Origin of the sequence: Pseudohalioglobus sediminis, assembly GCF_008370495.1 — a bacterium.
In the GTDB taxonomy this organism is placed as follows: Bacteria; Pseudomonadota; Gammaproteobacteria; order Pseudomonadales; family Halieaceae; genus Halioglobus.
In genome coordinates this window covers 388,586-403,757 of sequence record NZ_VTUX01000007.1, presented here as the reverse complement: position 1 = coordinate 403,757, position 15,172 = coordinate 388,586, and the positions used below count along the sequence as shown (strand labels likewise).

At 61.5% G+C, this 15,172-nt stretch carries 17 protein-coding genes; 3 read left to right on the top strand and 14 right to left on the bottom strand.

Going from position 1 to position 15,172, the window contains the following annotated elements; genetic code table 11:
• Positions 1-42: 42 nt before the first annotated feature.
• From tatC to F0M18_RS15475, 14 genes are all read right to left on the bottom strand, one after another.
• Positions 43-792 carry a twin-arginine translocase subunit TatC gene (tatC, locus tag F0M18_RS15540; protein ID WP_149612367.1) on the bottom strand — a complete coding sequence of 250 codons (750 nt, stop codon included), beginning with the start codon at positions 790-792 and terminating at the stop codon, positions 43-45.
• Positions 789-1,103 (bottom strand): Sec-independent protein translocase protein TatB, encoded by a 315-nt coding sequence (gene tatB, locus F0M18_RS15535; RefSeq protein ID WP_149612366.1) that lies wholly within the window; start codon positions 1,101-1,103, stop codon positions 789-791. The genes tatC and tatB overlap by 4 nt, the downstream gene beginning before the upstream one ends.
• 7 nt (positions 1,104-1,110) lie before the next feature.
• Positions 1,111-1,323 carry a twin-arginine translocase TatA/TatE family subunit gene (gene tatA / locus F0M18_RS15530; protein WP_149612365.1) on the bottom strand — a complete coding sequence of 71 codons (213 nt, stop codon included), beginning with the start codon at positions 1,321-1,323 and terminating at the stop codon, positions 1,111-1,113.
• 28 nt (positions 1,324-1,351) lie between these two features.
• Entirely contained in the window at positions 1,352-1,687 is a 336-nt protein-coding gene (locus F0M18_RS15525; RefSeq protein WP_149612364.1) for a phosphoribosyl-ATP diphosphatase, read from the bottom strand.
• A complete protein-coding gene (hisI, locus tag F0M18_RS15520) occupies positions 1,687-2,079 on the bottom strand; it encodes a phosphoribosyl-AMP cyclohydrolase (RefSeq protein WP_149612363.1) in 393 nt (130 codons plus the stop codon). Before hisI ends, F0M18_RS15525 begins: the two co-directional genes overlap by 1 nt.
• Before the next feature lie 38 nt (positions 2,080-2,117).
• On the bottom strand, positions 2,118-3,761 hold the full coding sequence (gene ubiB, locus F0M18_RS15515; RefSeq protein WP_149612362.1) for a ubiquinone biosynthesis regulatory protein kinase UbiB: 1,644 nt from the start codon (positions 3,759-3,761) through the stop codon (positions 2,118-2,120).
• Between the two features lies 1 nt (position 3,762).
• The gene (locus F0M18_RS15510; protein ID WP_149612361.1) at positions 3,763-4,410 is read right to left on the bottom strand and encodes a ubiquinone biosynthesis accessory factor UbiJ; all 648 of its coding nucleotides are present in this window, start codon (positions 4,408-4,410) and stop codon (positions 3,763-3,765) included.
• 2 nt (positions 4,411-4,412) lie between these two features.
• Positions 4,413-5,162, bottom strand: a complete 750-nt coding sequence (ubiE, locus tag F0M18_RS15505; RefSeq protein ID WP_149612360.1) for a bifunctional demethylmenaquinone methyltransferase/2-methoxy-6-polyprenyl-1,4-benzoquinol methylase UbiE — start codon at positions 5,160-5,162, stop codon at positions 4,413-4,415.
• A 67-nt stretch (positions 5,163-5,229) separates the two neighbouring features.
• Entirely contained in the window at positions 5,230-5,619 is a 390-nt protein-coding gene (locus tag F0M18_RS15500; protein WP_149612359.1) for a gamma-butyrobetaine hydroxylase-like domain-containing protein, read from the bottom strand.
• Between the two features lie 11 nt (positions 5,620-5,630).
• Entirely contained in the window at positions 5,631-6,953 is a 1,323-nt protein-coding gene (hslU, locus tag F0M18_RS15495; RefSeq protein ID WP_149612358.1) for an ATP-dependent protease ATPase subunit HslU, read from the bottom strand.
• Positions 6,954-6,973: 20 nt separating this feature from the next.
• Entirely contained in the window at positions 6,974-7,513 is a 540-nt protein-coding gene (gene hslV / locus F0M18_RS15490; protein ID WP_149612357.1) for an ATP-dependent protease subunit HslV, read from the bottom strand.
• A 429-nt stretch (positions 7,514-7,942) separates the two neighbouring features.
• Positions 7,943-8,524, bottom strand: a complete 582-nt coding sequence (locus F0M18_RS15485) for an SPOR domain-containing protein (RefSeq protein ID WP_149612356.1) — start codon at positions 8,522-8,524, stop codon at positions 7,943-7,945.
• A 3-nt stretch (positions 8,525-8,527) separates the two neighbouring features.
• Positions 8,528-10,213, bottom strand: coding sequence for an arginine--tRNA ligase (argS, locus tag F0M18_RS15480; protein WP_149612355.1), 1,686 nt, complete (start codon positions 10,211-10,213; stop codon positions 8,528-8,530).
• 99 nt (positions 10,214-10,312) lie between these two features.
• Positions 10,313-12,502 (bottom strand): primosomal protein N', encoded by a 2,190-nt coding sequence (locus tag F0M18_RS15475; protein WP_149612354.1) that lies wholly within the window; start codon positions 12,500-12,502, stop codon positions 10,313-10,315.
• A 278-nt stretch (positions 12,503-12,780) separates the two neighbouring features.
• Between F0M18_RS15475 and rpmE the strand changes: the two genes are divergently transcribed.
• The 3 genes from rpmE (at position 12,781) to F0M18_RS15460 (ending at position 15,156) form a co-directional block, all read left to right on the top strand.
• A complete protein-coding gene (rpmE, locus tag F0M18_RS15470) occupies positions 12,781-12,996 on the top strand; it encodes a 50S ribosomal protein L31 (protein WP_149612353.1) in 216 nt (71 codons plus the stop codon).
• An 8-nt stretch (positions 12,997-13,004) separates the two neighbouring features.
• Positions 13,005-13,838, top strand: a complete 834-nt coding sequence (locus tag F0M18_RS15465; protein ID WP_149612352.1) for a thermonuclease family protein — start codon at positions 13,005-13,007, stop codon at positions 13,836-13,838.
• Positions 13,839-13,905: 67 nt separating this feature from the next.
• The gene (locus F0M18_RS15460; RefSeq protein ID WP_149612351.1) at positions 13,906-15,156 is read left to right on the top strand and encodes a malic enzyme-like NAD(P)-binding protein; all 1,251 of its coding nucleotides are present in this window, start codon (positions 13,906-13,908) and stop codon (positions 15,154-15,156) included.
• Positions 15,157-15,172 lie beyond the last annotated feature (16 nt).

The following is a 15,172-nucleotide window of genomic DNA, read 5'->3' as shown; positions in this document are numbered from 1 at the left end:
CCCTTTGAACCCCGCTATGGTAACGCAAAGGGCGCCGTCACCCTATGTGGTGTTTTCCTCACTGTCTCGATGAATCAGGCGGCCGAAAAACACGCCGAACTCGAACAGTATCCACATAGGTATTGCCAGCAGCGATTGCGAGATGACATCCGGCGGCGTGAGCAACATGCCGAATACGAAACAGCCAACGATGATATAGGGTCGCTTTCTCGCCAGCGCATCCGGCGTGGTGATACCTGCCCAGATCAGGAGGATAGCGGCGATGGGTATTTCGAAGGCAATGCCAAAGGCAAAAAACAGCTTGAGGACGAAATTAAGGTAGCTGTTGATATCCGTCATGATGGTAATGTCTTCCGGACCCACGCTGGTAAAAAAGGCGAAGATCAGCGGAAATACCACGAAGTACGCGAACGCCGCGCCCAGGTAGAACAGGGCGACGCTGGACACCAGCAAGGGCACGGCGAAGCGTTTTTCATGCCGGTACATACCCGGGGCAATGAAGCTCCAGATCTGGTAGAGAATATAGGGGACGGCAATAAAAATCGCGGTGAACAGGGTCAGCTTGAACGGTGTAAGGAAGGGGGACGCGACTTCCGTGGCGATCATGCCCGCTCCCTGGGGCAGTAGTTCCCGTAGCGGCTGAGACACAAAGGCGTAGATTTCATTGGCAAAGGGAAACAGGCAGATAAAAATGATCAACACTGCCAGTAGCGCGCGTAGCAAGCGGTCGCGCAATTCGGTGAGGTGAGCCACCAGCGGCAGTGGCTGGTCGGTATTCTCCGCATCGCTCATTCTGGCTTGTTCCCGGCGTCGCTCCCGGGCCTTTCGTCCAGTGGGTTGATGTCCGCGGCTGCCTTGCGTACGTCATCGCTGAGTTGGCTGGATTCTTCACGCAATTGTTGTCCGGTCTGCTTCAGCTCCTGCATTACCGCGTCGTTGTGCAGTTCCTGCTCCACTTCACGCTTGATGTCATTGAAGCCGCGCTTGATGCGACCAAGCCATGCACTTGCGGTCCGAATAGCCCCGGGTAGCCGCTCCGGCCCGATGACCAGCAGGCCGACGATGGCGACGATGACCAGTTCGGTGAAGCCGATATCAAACATTCAGGCGTTACTTGTTCTGTTCGTCCCGGGGTTCAGCCGGATCGGGCTTCGCAGCTGGTTTCTCCGCACTGTCGTTGTCTTCAGACATGCTTTTGCGAAATCCCTTCACCGCACTGCCCAGGTCCGAGCCCAGTGAACGCAGGCGCTTGGTGCCGAATAGCATGACCACTATCGCCAGTATGATAAGCAACTGCCAAACACTTATGCCGCCTATTCCCATGATTGTCTCCCGTATCGTGCTGTCAGTTTCACGGCTGTTTGCGCGCCGCCTTTTCATCCAGGCCGGAGAGACCAAAGCGATCCGCCAGGCAGTCGCCGATCTCGTCCAGCCCTACATCGAGGTGGGACAGCATCACCATGCTGTGAAACCAGAGGTCGGCGACTTCGCCAACCAGGTCCTCGCGATTGCCGCCGTTGTCCAGGTCCTTGGCCGCGAGAATGGCCTCTGTGGCCTCTTCACCCACTTTCTCGAGAATCTTGTTGAGGCCCTGATGGTGCAGGCTGGCCACGTAGGATGAATCGGGCTCACCCTCTCGCTTGCGCTGTTCCAGGATAACTTGTAGAGATTGCAGAATGTCGTGCATCAGGCTTTGCTCCCGTACATCTCATCGGGGTCCTTTAATACCGCATCGGTTACCGCAAGTTCGCCCTGCTGGTCGGCCAGCTGGTAGAAACAACTGCGCCTGCCGGTATGACAGGCTATGCCGCCGATTTGCTCAACTTTCAGTAGCAGCGTGTCGCCATCGCAGTCCAAGCGCAGTTCGTGCAGGCGTTGTACGTTGCCGGATTCCTCGCCCTTGCGCCACAGTGCCTGGCGCGACCTGGAATAATAAATGGCCCGCTGTTCCTTCAGGGTCAATTCCAGTGCCTCTGCATTCATCCAGGCCATCATCAGCACATCACCGCTCTGCCAGTCCTGGGCGATAGCCGGGACCAGTCCGTGTTCGTTCCACTTGATGTGTTCGCTGAGACTCATGAATTTTTCCACCAGGGCGCACTGTATTATCGCACAGCTCAGGTTTCCCGTGGCCACAATAGCGCCAGCCCCAGGCCACCTAGCAACCAGCTGGCCAGTGGTGCCTGCGCCAATTGCTGCCAGGCACCGGGCACGGCCAGTAGTGCCGCCGCACCGCATGCCAGCGCTGCCACCAGGTGCCGCCTGCGCCGCCGTGTGTCTTCTGTTGCCTGGTGCTGCAGTTTCTGTACCCGCTGCTGCTGCACACTGAAGCGTTGCTCCAGTTCGCGTGCATGCTGCAGGTTGTCCATGACCACATCCGGTAGCTGCGGTAGTTGTTCCAGCCAGGATGGGGCGTGGCGCTGCAGGCGCCGGAGTACAGATTGCGGGGAATAGCGCGCGGCGACCCATTCCTCAAGGAAGGGTTGCGCGGTTTCCCACAGGTTCAGGTCCGGATATAGCTGGCGACCCAGCCCCTCGATGTTCAGCAGCGTTTTCTGCAGCAGCACCAGGGAGGGCTGCACCTCCATATCAAAGCGGCCGGCGGTGCGGAACAGGTAAACCAGCAACTGGCCAAACGAAATTTCGCTGAGCGGGCGTTCGAAAATAGGTTCGCAGACGGCGCGCATGGCCGATTCGAAGTCCTGTACCCGCGTATCCGGGGGTACCCAGCCGCATTCGACATGCAGCTGCGCGACTTCGTGGTAGTCGCGACGGAAAATAGCGAGCAGGTTGCGAGCCAGGTAGTACTGGTCGGACTCCGACAGCGCGCCGATGATGGCGCAGTCGACGGCGATGTAATTGGGGTCCGCCGGATCCGTGGCATCGACAAATATATTGCCGGGATGCATGTCCGCGTGGAAAAAACTGTCGCGTAGCACCTGGGTGAAAAAGATCTCCACGCCGCGCTCTGCCAGCAGTTTGAGGTCGACATTGCGCGCGCGCAGGGCGTCCATGTCGGTGACCGGGATGCCGCTGATGCGCTCCATGGTGAACACGCTGCGGCAGGTGTAATCCCAGTGTACCCGGGGTACATAGACGCGTTTGCTGTCCTCGAAATTTCGGCGCAGTTGCGAGGCGTTGGCCGCCTCGCGGCCGAGATCAAGTTCGTCGAGGATAGTAAGTTTGTAATCGCTTACTACTTCTACAGGCCTCAGCCGGTGGCCATCCGGTACATATCGGTTGACCAGCTTGGCGAGGGTGAACATCAGCGCCAGGTCTTGCTGGATGACGGGCTCAATATCCGGTCGCACCACTTTGACCACCACGCTCTCGCCGCTGTGCAGGGTTGCCGCGTGCACTTGCGCTACCGAGGCCGACGCCATGGGCTCGGTCTCGAACTGGGCGAACAGGTCAGCTACCGGCTTGCCCAGGGCCCGCTCGATAATGTTGATGGCTTGTTGCGGCGGGAAGGGCGGCACATCATCCTGCAGCCTGGCCAGCTGGTCAGCGATATCCTCGGGCAGCAGATCGCGACGTGTGGACAACATCTGCCCGAACTTGATGAAAACCGGCCCCAGGTCCTCCAGCGCCTTGCGCAGGCGCTCCCCCCTTGGCATGTCCGGCACGGCGCGCAAGCGCCAGGGTGACATGCGCAATAGTGTACGTGGCAGGGCGGGCAGGTGGGCTGCGTCAACCAGTTCATCCAGTCGATACTCGCCGATGGTGCGGTAGATTTTTGCCAGGCGCAGGGTGCGGGACATGTCAGGTCCTGGCCGCCCGCTCGCGCAAGCGCTTGCGCAGCCGTTGTGCTCGCGATGCCAGCCGGTCTACCTGCATCTGCAGCTCCTGCACATCGCGGTAAAAGTCCTCCAGCTCCAGTTTCGGTGGGCACAGGCGGGCTTCTTCATGAATGAATTCCTCAACCTGCCGTGCCAGGCCGGTGGAAGCCTGTCGTCCCCAGTTGAAAACGCCGCGCAGCACTTGCGCCAGCTGGTGCCCGGCAACATCTCCCAGGGCGTCAACCAGGGGTGCTTCCCAGTCAACGTCCAGGTGAGCGAGTATGCCCTGCAGTTCAATCAGCGGTGCGCTGTCGCCGTGTAAGGCCAGTTCGCCGTTGATCAATGCCGCCGCCGGATCGTTTGTCGTGGCCAGCTGTGCGAAATCCGAGGCCTGGCCCCGTATCGAGGTGGTGACCGGGCCGTCGTAGCGGCCCATGAGGCGGATATGCCCGTCTGTCGGTTGCAGGTAGACGTCTACCTGGGGTGCGGTGCAGTGCAGGGCAAATACCTTGTCCTGCAGGGAAGCCAGTGCCGCGGCGCTGGCAGGTGCCAGGTCCAGGGCGCGGTTAATGGCCGCCTCTGCTGCAGCGAGGCCCGCTGTGTGCAGCGCCGGATCGATTGCCGCAGCCATGGTCAGGCTTTCAGGCCCCGGTGCAAAGCCACGATGCCCCCGGTCATGTTGTGGAATTCGACACCGTGGAAACCCGCGTCCTCCATCATTTCCTTCAGCGTTTCCTGGTCGGGGTGCATGCGAATGGACTCGGCGAGGTACTGGTAACTGTCGGCATCATTGGCCACCAGCCTGCCCATCAGCGGCAGCACACGGAAGGAATAGGTATCGTAGGCCTTGCTCAATACCTCGCTTTGCGGCTTGGAAAACTCCAACACCAGCAAACGGCCGCCCGGCTTGAGTACGCGCAACATGTCCTTTAGCGCAATCTCCTTCTCGGTGACGTTACGCAGGCCAAAAGCGATGGTAATACAGTCGAAGGTGTTGTCGGGAAAGGGCAGGAACTGGGCGTCGGCCTGCACGAACTCTATATTGCCCTGATGCCCCGTATCCAGCAGCTTGTCGCGTCCAACCTGCAGCATGGACGCGTTGATATCGGCGAGCACAACCCGACCTTCGGGGCCCACGATGCGCGAGAATTTGGCGGCGAGATCACCGGTGCCCCCGGCTATATCAAGTACCGCATTGCCCTTGCGCACGCCCGACAACTCGATCGTAAAACGCTTCCAGATCCGGTGTATGCCAGCCGACATCAGGTCGTTCATCAGGTCGTAACGGGATGCCACGGAGTGGAAAACGTCGGCCACCATACTGGCCTTCGCTTCCTTGTCGACTTCCTTGTAACCGAAGTGTGTGGTTTTTTTTGTGCTCATTTGCCCTCCTGCGAGCGGGCCATTGTACCCCGATGTTTGCCCGGGGTCAGCGCGGCCCTGCGTGGGCTCAGAGACTCAGTTTGACGACCTGCACATCCGGGTCGCGGCTGGCCCCTGCGGCCTGGAGCTGGTCCAGGTAGGTCTGCCACAGTTGCTCCCGTTCCTGGCAAAGCTGGTACAGGTACTCCCACGAGTACAGCCCGGTGTCGTGGCCGTCGTCAAACACCAGCTGCAGAGCGTAATTGCCCACCGGCCTGATAGCCGTGATGGCCACTTTCTGCTTGCCGGTTTGCAGCACCTCCTGCCCGCGACCGTGGCCCCTGACTTCGGCGGAAGGGGAATGCACGCGCAGGAACTCGCAACTGAGGCGATAGTTTTCGCCCCCGGGGTAGGATAACTCCAGTTCCCGCGAGCGGGTGTGCAGCTGAATTCCGTCAGGACGGTGCTGTGCAGACAATTGCGTGCTCCTCAGAGGATGAAGCGCGACAGGTCCTCGTCGGCGCTGAGCGCTTCCAGTTGCTGGTTGACATAATTTTCATCGACCTCAAGCGTGTCGCCGGACAGACCGGCGTCCGCAGCGCCAAATGACGCCTCCTCCAGCAGGCGCTCCATCACGGTGTGCAGGCGACGGGCACCGATGTTCTCGGTTTTCTCATTGACCTGCCAGGCGATTTCCGCAATGCGCCGCAGGCCCGCCTCGGTAAAGGCCACCTGCATTCCTTCCGTGGCCAGCAGGGCCTGATACTGCTCGGTCAACGAGGCATCCGGTTCCGTGAGTATGCGCTCAAAATCTTCCGCAGTCAGCGAATTCAGTTCCACCCGAATCGGCAGGCGCCCCTGCAGTTCGGGTATCAGGTCAGACGGCTTGGCCAGGTGGAACGCGCCAGATGCGATGAACAGGATATGGTCGGTCTTGATCATGCCGTGCTTGGTGCTGACGGTAGAACCCTCGATCAGCGGCAGCAGGTCGCGTTGCACACCCTCGCGGGAGACGTCTGCGCCGGCACCCTCGCTGCGCTTGGCGACCTTGTCCAGTTCATCGATGAATACGATACCGTTCTGTTCTGCAGCTTCAACGGCCTGCTGCTTGAGCTCTTCCTCGTTGACCATCTTCGCCGCTTCTTCGTCGCAAAGCGCAACGAAGGCGGCTTTGACTGGCATTTTATGCGTTTTGCGCTGACCGCGGGACATGTTGGAGAACATGCTCTGCAGCTGGCTGGTCATTTCCTCCATGCCGGGAGGTGCCATGATCTCCATGCCCATGGCGGGCGCGCTGATCTCGACCTCGATTTCCTTGTCATCCAGGTCGCCCTCGCGCAGTTTCTTGCGCAGTAGCTGGCGAGTACTTTCCCCGGTGCTGCCCTCGGCGTCACGCGCCGGGGGCAGCAGGATGTCGAGAATACGCTCTTCGGCGGCCTCCTCGGCGCGAAAGCGCACCCGCTGCATCTCCTGTTCGCGCAACATCTTGATGGAGACGTCCACCAGGTCGCGGACGATGGATTCCACGTCGCGGCCGACATAGCCCACCTCGGTGAACTTGGTCGCTTCGACCTTGACGAAGGGTGCGTTGGCCAGTTTGGCGAGGCGGCGGGCGATCTCGGTCTTGCCGACGCCGGTGGGCCCGATCATGAGGATGTTCTTGGGCGTGATTTCGGCCCGCAGGGCCTCTGGCACCTGCATCCTGCGCCAGCGGTTGCGCAGGGCGATGGCCACCGCACGCTTGGCGTCGATCTGGCCAATGATGTGTTTGTCGAGTTCCGAGACGATTTCCCGGGGGGTCATGTTGGACATGTTTACGGCCTGGTCGTGTACTAGAAAGTGAGTTCTTCGATGGTGCGGTTGTGATTGGTATAGATGCAGATATCACCGGCGATGGAGAGGCCTTTTTCGACGATGGTGCGCGCGTCCAGCTCGGTATTGTCCATCAGGGCCCGCGCAGCGGACTGGGCGAAAGGTCCCCCGGAGCCGATGGCGATCAGGTTGTCTTCGGGCTCTATCACGTCGCCGTTGCCGGTAATGACCAGCGAGGTCTCCTTGTCGGCAACTGCCAGCAGGGCTTCCAGCTGGCGCAGGGCGCGCTCGGTGCGCCAGGCCTTGGCCAGTTCCACCGCAGCGCGAACCAGGTGGCCCTGGTGTTTGTCGAGCTGTGCTTCGAACAGCTCAAACAGCGTGAAGGCGTCAGCGGTGCCGCCGGCAAAACCGGCCAGGACCTGGTCTTTGTGCAGGCGCCGGACCTTGCGGGCGTTGCCTTTCATCACCGTATTGCCCATCGACACCTGGCCGTCGCCACCAATGACCACGCTGTTCCCCCGGCGTACCGAGAGAATGGTCGTACCTCTGTATTGTTCCACGCGGATTCTCCTGTTCCAGACAGGTGGTTATGGGGGTGCCTCGCATACCTTTCAAGGCATTGTTTCAGCTACCCGGGCCCGATAGCCGGATTTTCGGTAGCGGGACCGCCAAACAGCGGCATCCATGCCAGGCTCGACCTCGGCCCTCCATGGCCTCGGACGCCCCGCTACCGAAAATCCGGTTATCGGGCCCTATATTGTTTCACACCTGCGCCGTGCGACATGATTGCTCCAGGCCAAATTGGTGCACGTTGGAGATACGGGTGGCGATCAGTCCCCCAGAAAATGTGGGAGGCCATGGAAGGCCGAGCTCAAGCCTGTCAGGACGACGCTTGTTGGCGGTTTTCTGGGGGACTGATCGCTACCCGTATCGGCGGGACATGCCGGAGACTATTCGCTTGGTTGAATGGCGCGTTTCAAGGTCGCGAATCAGCCACTGCGCTTGAGCAGCAAGGTGTCGATATTCTGGGCCGCCGTCAGGCTGCGCGCCCTGGACATCTTCGAGCGCGAGTCAAACGGGCCAAGGTAGACCCGGAACCAGCGCCCGTTCTCGCCGTTGGTCTCTTCGATACTGGGCTCCAGCCCCAGTAACAACAGCTCCGCACGGCGCCGGTCCGCGTCCTCGCGCTGGCGGAAGGATCCCGCCTGCAGCAGGTAATAGGATTTGGGTGCAGGACTGGTGGTGTTGCGACTTGGCTCGGCAGCGGGCGCCTCCACCTCGATGGATTGCTCTGGTAGTACGGTATAGAAGTCAAAGCGCGGCTTCGGTGGGGCCTGTTCCTGCTCGGCGGCCTGCTCCACGCTGCCGGCAGGGCTGCCCGTGCCACTACCCCCGGGTAACGTGCCCAGGTAAAGCAGGAAGCTCAGGAACAAGCCGCTCAGCAGGCCGGCAGAATACCAGCGCCAGCCACTGATGCGTTGATTCGCAGATTTACCCCTGGCGGCAGGTTTCCTGCGCGCCGGTGCCTTTTTGCGACTGGAACTGCTCTTCTTGGCGTAATCCCTGCTCATGGTTTACATCGATTCAGGGGCTGACACACCCAGCAGGTCGAGCCCATTGGCGATGACCTGTCGCACTGCCTCCGACAGGGCCAGTCGCGCGTCGCGCAGTGCCTTGTCTTCTACCAGTGTCTTGTGGGCGTTGTACCAGGCATGGAAATCACCCGCGAGGTCTTTCAGGTAGTTGGCCACGTTGTGCGGCTCCAGGCTGGTTGCTGCGCCGGCGACGACCTCCGGGAAGCGGTCCAGCCGCCGCAGCAGCGCTTTTTCGTGCTCCTCCTGCAGGCGCTGCAGGCTGTCGAGCCCGCTCTCCGGGTTCCAGCTTTCACCCTGCTCGGCCAGTTTGCGCATGATTGAGCAGACCCGGGCGTGAGCGTACTGGATGTAATACACCGGGTTGTCATTGCTCTGCGACAGGGCGAGATCGATATCGAACGTGAGCTGGGAGCTGGGGCCGCGGGCGACCAGGAAGTAGCGGGTGGCGTCCCTGCCTACCTCGTCGATGAGGTCGCGCAGGGTGACATAGCTGCCGGCACGCTTGGAAATTTTTACTTCCTCGCCGTCACGCATCACGGTGACCATCTGGTGCAGCACATATTCCGGCCAGCCCTCCGGGATATCCGCCTGCAGGGCCTGCAGGCCAGCGCGCACCCTGGTCACGGTGCTGTGGTGATCGGCGCCCTGTTCATTGATAACCCGCTTGAAACCGCGCTGCCATTTGTTCAGGTGATAGGCGACGTCAGGCAGGAAATAGGTGTAGCCGCCATCGCGTTTACGCATGACCCGGTCCTTGTCATCACCGAAGTCGGTGGTGCGCAGCCACAGGGCGCCTTCCTGCTCGTAGGTATGGCCGTTGCCGACGAGGCGGGTGACGGTCTCCTCCACGGCGCCGCTCTGGTAGAGCGATGATTCCAGGAAATACAGGTCGAAGTGGGTTGCGAAGGCCTTGAGGTCGAGATCCTGTTCCCGCCGCAGGTAGGCCACGGCGAACTTGCGTACAGCGTCGAGGTCTTCGGCATCTGCGGCACCGGTGACGTGCTGGTCCTCGGCGTCGATGGTTGCGCCCGCCATGTAGGCAGTGGCTACATCAGCGATGTAGTCGCCGCGATAGCCATCTTCCGGCCACTGATCGTCGTCGGGGGTCAGCCCGCGACAGCGCGCCTGTACCGAAAGCGCCAGGTTGTCGATCTGGGCGCCGGCATCGTTGTAGTAGAACTCGCTGGACACGTTCCAGCCGGTGGCCGCGAGCAGTCGGCACAGGCTGTCGCCCACGGCGGCGCCGCGGCCGTGGCCAACGTGCAGGGGGCCGGTGGGATTGGCGGAGACGAACTCCACCTGTACCTGCTGCCCCTTGCCTGCCTCACTATGTCCGAAGCTGGCGCCCTGTTCAATAATGGCGCGCACGATGGCCTGGTTGCTGTCATCGCTGAGGAAAAAATTGATGAAGCCGGGCCCAGCTATTTCCGTACGCTCCACCAGCGGTGACGGCGGCAACGCGGCGCAGAGCTCGGCGGCAAGGTCCCGTGGCGGCCTGCCGGCGGACTTGGCCAGGGTCAGGGCAATGTTGCTGGCAAGGTCCCCGTGGCTCTTGTCCCTGGTGCGATCGATTTGTATGCGCGGCGAGATGTCGCCCGGCAGACTGCCCTGCGCAACCAGTGTTTCCAGCGCCTGTGAGATCAGCTGGGAGATTTGTTCCTTCATTCGGGGAGAGTTACCTGTTGCTGTAGAGTGCCTGGCCCCACCGGGTATGGCGGGGTCGCAAGCGCGGTATTATCGCTGGAACTCACCGTATTGGCCAGTTCAGAACACATCCTGGGGATCCACGTCCAGGGACCAGGACAGGTTGCCACCTGCGCGGAGTTTCTGCGCCTCCTGTACCAGCCTGCGCGCCGCCAGCTGCGACAGCCGGCGGTCGCAGGTGTGAACCAGCAACTGGCTGCGAAAGCGCCCTGCCCGACGCTGCATTGGCGCCGGCAGCGGGCCGATTACGTTGACGCCAGCTGGCAGGTGCGGCTGTGCCATCTCGCGCAGCCGATTCAGGAATTGCTCGCCGGCCGCGGCATCGGTGCAATCGCTGCGGGCGATAAGCAGGTAGCCGAGAGGCGGCATGGTCGCCTCGCGCCGCCTCGCCAGCATGGCCATTGCCTGGTGGTGATAATCCTGTGTCAGCATGGCGGTGATGGTTGGATTGTCCGGGTGATGCGTTTGCAACAACACCCTTCCCGGCACTTCGTCGCGCCCCGCGCGTCCCGCTACCTGTGTCAACAACTGTGCGGCTCGCTCTTCACCGCGAAAATCCGTGCTGAACAGCATGCTGTCCATATCAATGATCCCGACCAGGGCGACGGCAGGGAAATGATGCCCCTTGGTCAGCATTTGTGTGCCCAGCAAAATACACGGATCGCCGCCGTGTATCTGCTCGACCAGGGCCTGCATTGATTCCCGGCCGCGCATGGAGTCACTGTCCACCCGGTACATTGGCCACCTGCTGAAGTGTCGCCGCAGCCACTCCTCTGTTTGTTCGGTACCCAGGCCGGTGGCAAGCAACTGCTCACTGTGGCAACTGGGGCAGCGCTGGCGCAGTGGCTGCGACACACCGCAATGATGGCAGCGCAGCTGTCGCTGGCGGCGGTGCAGGGTCAGCCTGGCGTCGCAATGATCGCACTCCGCGATCCAGCCGCAGTCGTGGCACTGGAGGGTGGGTGCATAGCCGCGTCGATTCAGGAACAGCAATACCTGTTGCCCGGACTCGAGACAATGCTGCATCGCCTCAAGCAACGTGGGCGACAGGCCTGCCTGCAGGGGCGCTTTTCTTATATCCACCGCTTCCAGCGCGGGCATTTGGCTGTTGCCGGCGCGCTGCTGCATGCGGTGATGGATATAGCGGCCCTGCAGGGCATTGTGCAGGCTCTCGAGCGACGGCGTTGCACTGCCCAGTATGATCGGGCAGTTCTCGATCTGGGCGCGTTTTACCGCTACATCCCGGGCTGAATAGCGAAAGCCGTCCTGCTGCTTGAAGGACTGGTCGTGCTCCTCGTCGACCACGATTAACCCGGGACGCGCCAGCGAGGTGAAAACCGCAGAGCGGGTGCCGATAACAATGTGTGCGCTGCCACTGCGTGCCGCCTCCCAGGCGCGGTAGCGTTCCGCGTCGCCCAGGCCTGAGTGCAGCGTGGTGATTTCAGCGTTGAAGCGCTGGCTGAAGCGCGCGACGGTCTGCGGTGTGAGCCCGATCTCCGGAATCAGCACCAATGCCTGGCGTCCGCTGGCAAGGCATTCTGCAATGCACTGCAAATAGATTTCTGTTTTGCCGCTGCCGGTGACCCCCTCCAGCAGGTGGCAGTTAAAGCCGTCACCGGCAGCGGCGATAGCCGAGAGCACTGCGCGCTGCTCGGGCCCTGGTCGCAGTGGCTCGCGCGCGACCGGAGAGGCGATTCCCGGCTGGATTTCACAGCGCTGGGCCAGCCCTTTTGTTTCCAGGGCCTTGAGAATGGCGCTGCCGAGCCCTGCCCGGCGCAGTTGCGCCCCGCTGACCTGATCCTCACGCTGCAGCATTGCCAGGGCTTGCGCCTGTTTCGGTGATCGCGCGAGCGCGCCTTCGGGCAGGCCCTTGCCTCGCGTGGTCAGTTCCCAGCCCGCGACGGTGTTGCAACGATGCGCCTTGCCATCACGCAGCAGCCTGGGGAAGGCGGCCTGGAAGACTTCTCCCGGTGGGTGCTGGTAGTACTCCGACGCCCAGTTGCACAAGGCCACGATCCCCGGGGAAATCAGCGGCTGTGGGTCCAGCAATGTGTCTGCCGCTTTCAACGCCGCGGGTTCGAGGTCGCTGGTGGCGCTGTGTGATACCAGGTAAGCGGTGAGTTTACGCCTGCCAAAGGGCACCTGCACCCGCACCCCGGGCTGCAGCGCTTCCTCGGCGCTTCCTGCCGGTGGCAGGTAATCGAAGAGTGTATGCAATGGTGTCGGGACGGCCAGTTTCAGGACGGACATGGTGCCGTGGGGGCTCAACTTTGTGGAAAGGACAAAGTTTAGCAATCATTACCCGGCTGCGCTCACCTCAAATGCCCCGAAGGCCCGTGTCATCACTATTTTAGCGGGTGCTTGCCAATCCCGCTGTGTCTGGTAAGATGCGCGCCTATTTTTTCTCTGGACCATGTTCGCCGTGCGTTTGCAAGCAAGGGCAAAAGCGCGGTGGCGACCAACTCCAGTAACGAGATGCGGTGCCCGGCAAGGGATCGGGTGGCGGCATCAATGTAAGGAGCAAAACCATGCAAGCAGAAATTCATCCCAAGTACGAGGCGGTCACTGCAACCTGCAGCTGCGGCAACAAGATCGAGACCCGGTCCACGTTGTGCCAGGACCTCCACATTGACGTCTGTTCACAGTGTCATCCTTTTTTCACTGGTAAGCAGAAGATCGTTGATTCTGGCGGCCGTGTAGACCGCTTCAAGAAGCGTTTCGGTAGCCGCGGCACCAAGCGCTGAGAACCAGCGTGCTGCGCTTCGCCGCAGTGACATCAAAGCGCCTGTGCCCGAGAGGGCTGGCGCTTTTTTTGTGCCTGGGGGCAGCGTCCTGCTCGCCCGGAGAGCCCATCTTATCGCCAGGCGCGGGCCAGTCCTGTCTGGCTGATACCACTGAACTGGAGCAGCGGCGGGTCGAGCGCGTGATCGATGGCGACACCCTGCGTCTCGTCGGTGGGGACAGCGTGCGCCTGATCGGCATCAACACGCCGGAGATGGCCCGCGACGGCAAGGCCGACGAACCCCTGGCGCGATCGGCGCAACAGGCCCTGGCGGACATGCTGCCGTCGGGCAGGGTCTGGCTGCAGGATGGCGAGGAGGCGCGTGACCGGCACGGTCGACGTCTCGCCTACGCATTCGACGAGAGTGGTGCCAGCCTGTCTGGACACCTGATCGCCAGCGGCCTGGGATTCCACATCGCCGTCGCCCCCAACGATCGCTATGCAGGCTGCCTGCAGGGTTTGGAAGCCGCGTCACGCGCCAGCAGAATCGGGGTATGGGGCGAACCGCGCTTTACTGCGCGCCGGGTCAGTGAATTGCGCGCCGACGAGGGCGGCTTCTTGCGCGTGCGCGATCGCGTCACGCGAGTGTCGTTCAAGCAGAATGGCTGGTGGGTGCAGCTCGGGGGCAAATTGGGTGTGCAAATCGATGGCCCGGTACGTTCGCAGTTTTCACGCGATGAGTTGCGAGCACTGGATGGCCGCGAGGTGGAAGTCCGCGGTTGGTTGATCCCCATGCGAGGGGGTTGGTGGATGATGAATCTCGGGCATCCGGCCATGTTGCAGGCCGGCGACGAAGCCGGTTAATTAGTTACCTTGTTACGCCCGGGGCTTTTCTATATGCTCTGGAACCTTTTTTTATCGGGGCTAAACCATGTCTAACGATCTTACGCAGGATGCACTCGCATATCACGCCGAGCCCGTGCCCGGTAAGATCAGTGTGGAACTGACCACGTCCGCTGAGACTCCGCAGGATCTCGCACTTGCCTACAGCCCCGGCGTGGCCGAGCCCTGCCGGGCTATTGCCGCCGAGAAAGATGCGGCCTATCTCTACACCGGCAAAGGCAACCTGGTTGCCGTGATTAGCAACGGCACTGCGGTACTGGGCCTGGGCAATCTTGGTCCCCTCGCCAGCAAGCCGGTGATGGAGGGCAAGGCCCTGTTGTTCAAGCGCTTTGCCGGCATTAATTCCATTGATATCGAAGTCGCTACCGAGGACGCGCAGGAATTCATAGAGACCGTGCAGCGCATTGCCGGTACCTTCGGCGGTATCAATCTTGAAGACATCAAGGCACCTGAATGCTTTGAAATCGAGTCCGCCCTGGTCGAACTGTGTGATATTCCAATTTTCCACGACGACCAGCACGGTACCGCGATAGTGACTGCGGCGGGACTGCTCAACGCCCTCGAGATCCAGGGCAAGCGCCTGCAAGAGGCGGTGATCACCTGCCTGGGGGCTGGCGCTGCCGCCATTGCCTGTATGCGCCTGCTGGTAAGCATGGGGGCGCGACGGGAAAACATCTACATGCTGGATCGCCGCGGTGTCATCTACAATGGCCGTGAAGGTGTCAACGCCTACAAACAGGAATTCGCCAATCATACGGACAAGCGCAGCCTGTCCGATGCCATTGCCGGCGCGGATGTCTTTATCGGGCTGTCAGGGGCCAACCTGCTGAGCACCGACATGCTTAATTCGATGGCCGAGAAGCCCGTGGTTTTCGCCTGCTCCAACCCGGACCCGGAGATCAAGCCCGAACTGGCGCTGGCGACTCGCGACGACCTCATTATCGCCACCGGCCGGTCGGACTACCCCAACCAGGTCAATAACGTGCTCGGTTTCCCGTTCATCTTCCGCGGGGCGCTGGACGTGCGTGCCAGCTGTATCAACGAGGCGATGAAAGTGGCCGCCGTGCGCGCCCTGTGCGACCTGGCCAAGGAGCCGGTCACGGCTGAAGTGCTGGATGTATGCGGCCTTTCGTCCCTGGAGTTCGGTCCTGACTATATCATTCCCAAACCGATGGACAGCAGATTGCTCACGCGCCTGGCCCCTGCGGTTGCGCGGGCGGCGATCGCCAGCGGTGTAGCAGGCATAGCGCTGCCAGAAGATTACGCTCCCGTGGTCTGATCCCGGGCACGCCCTG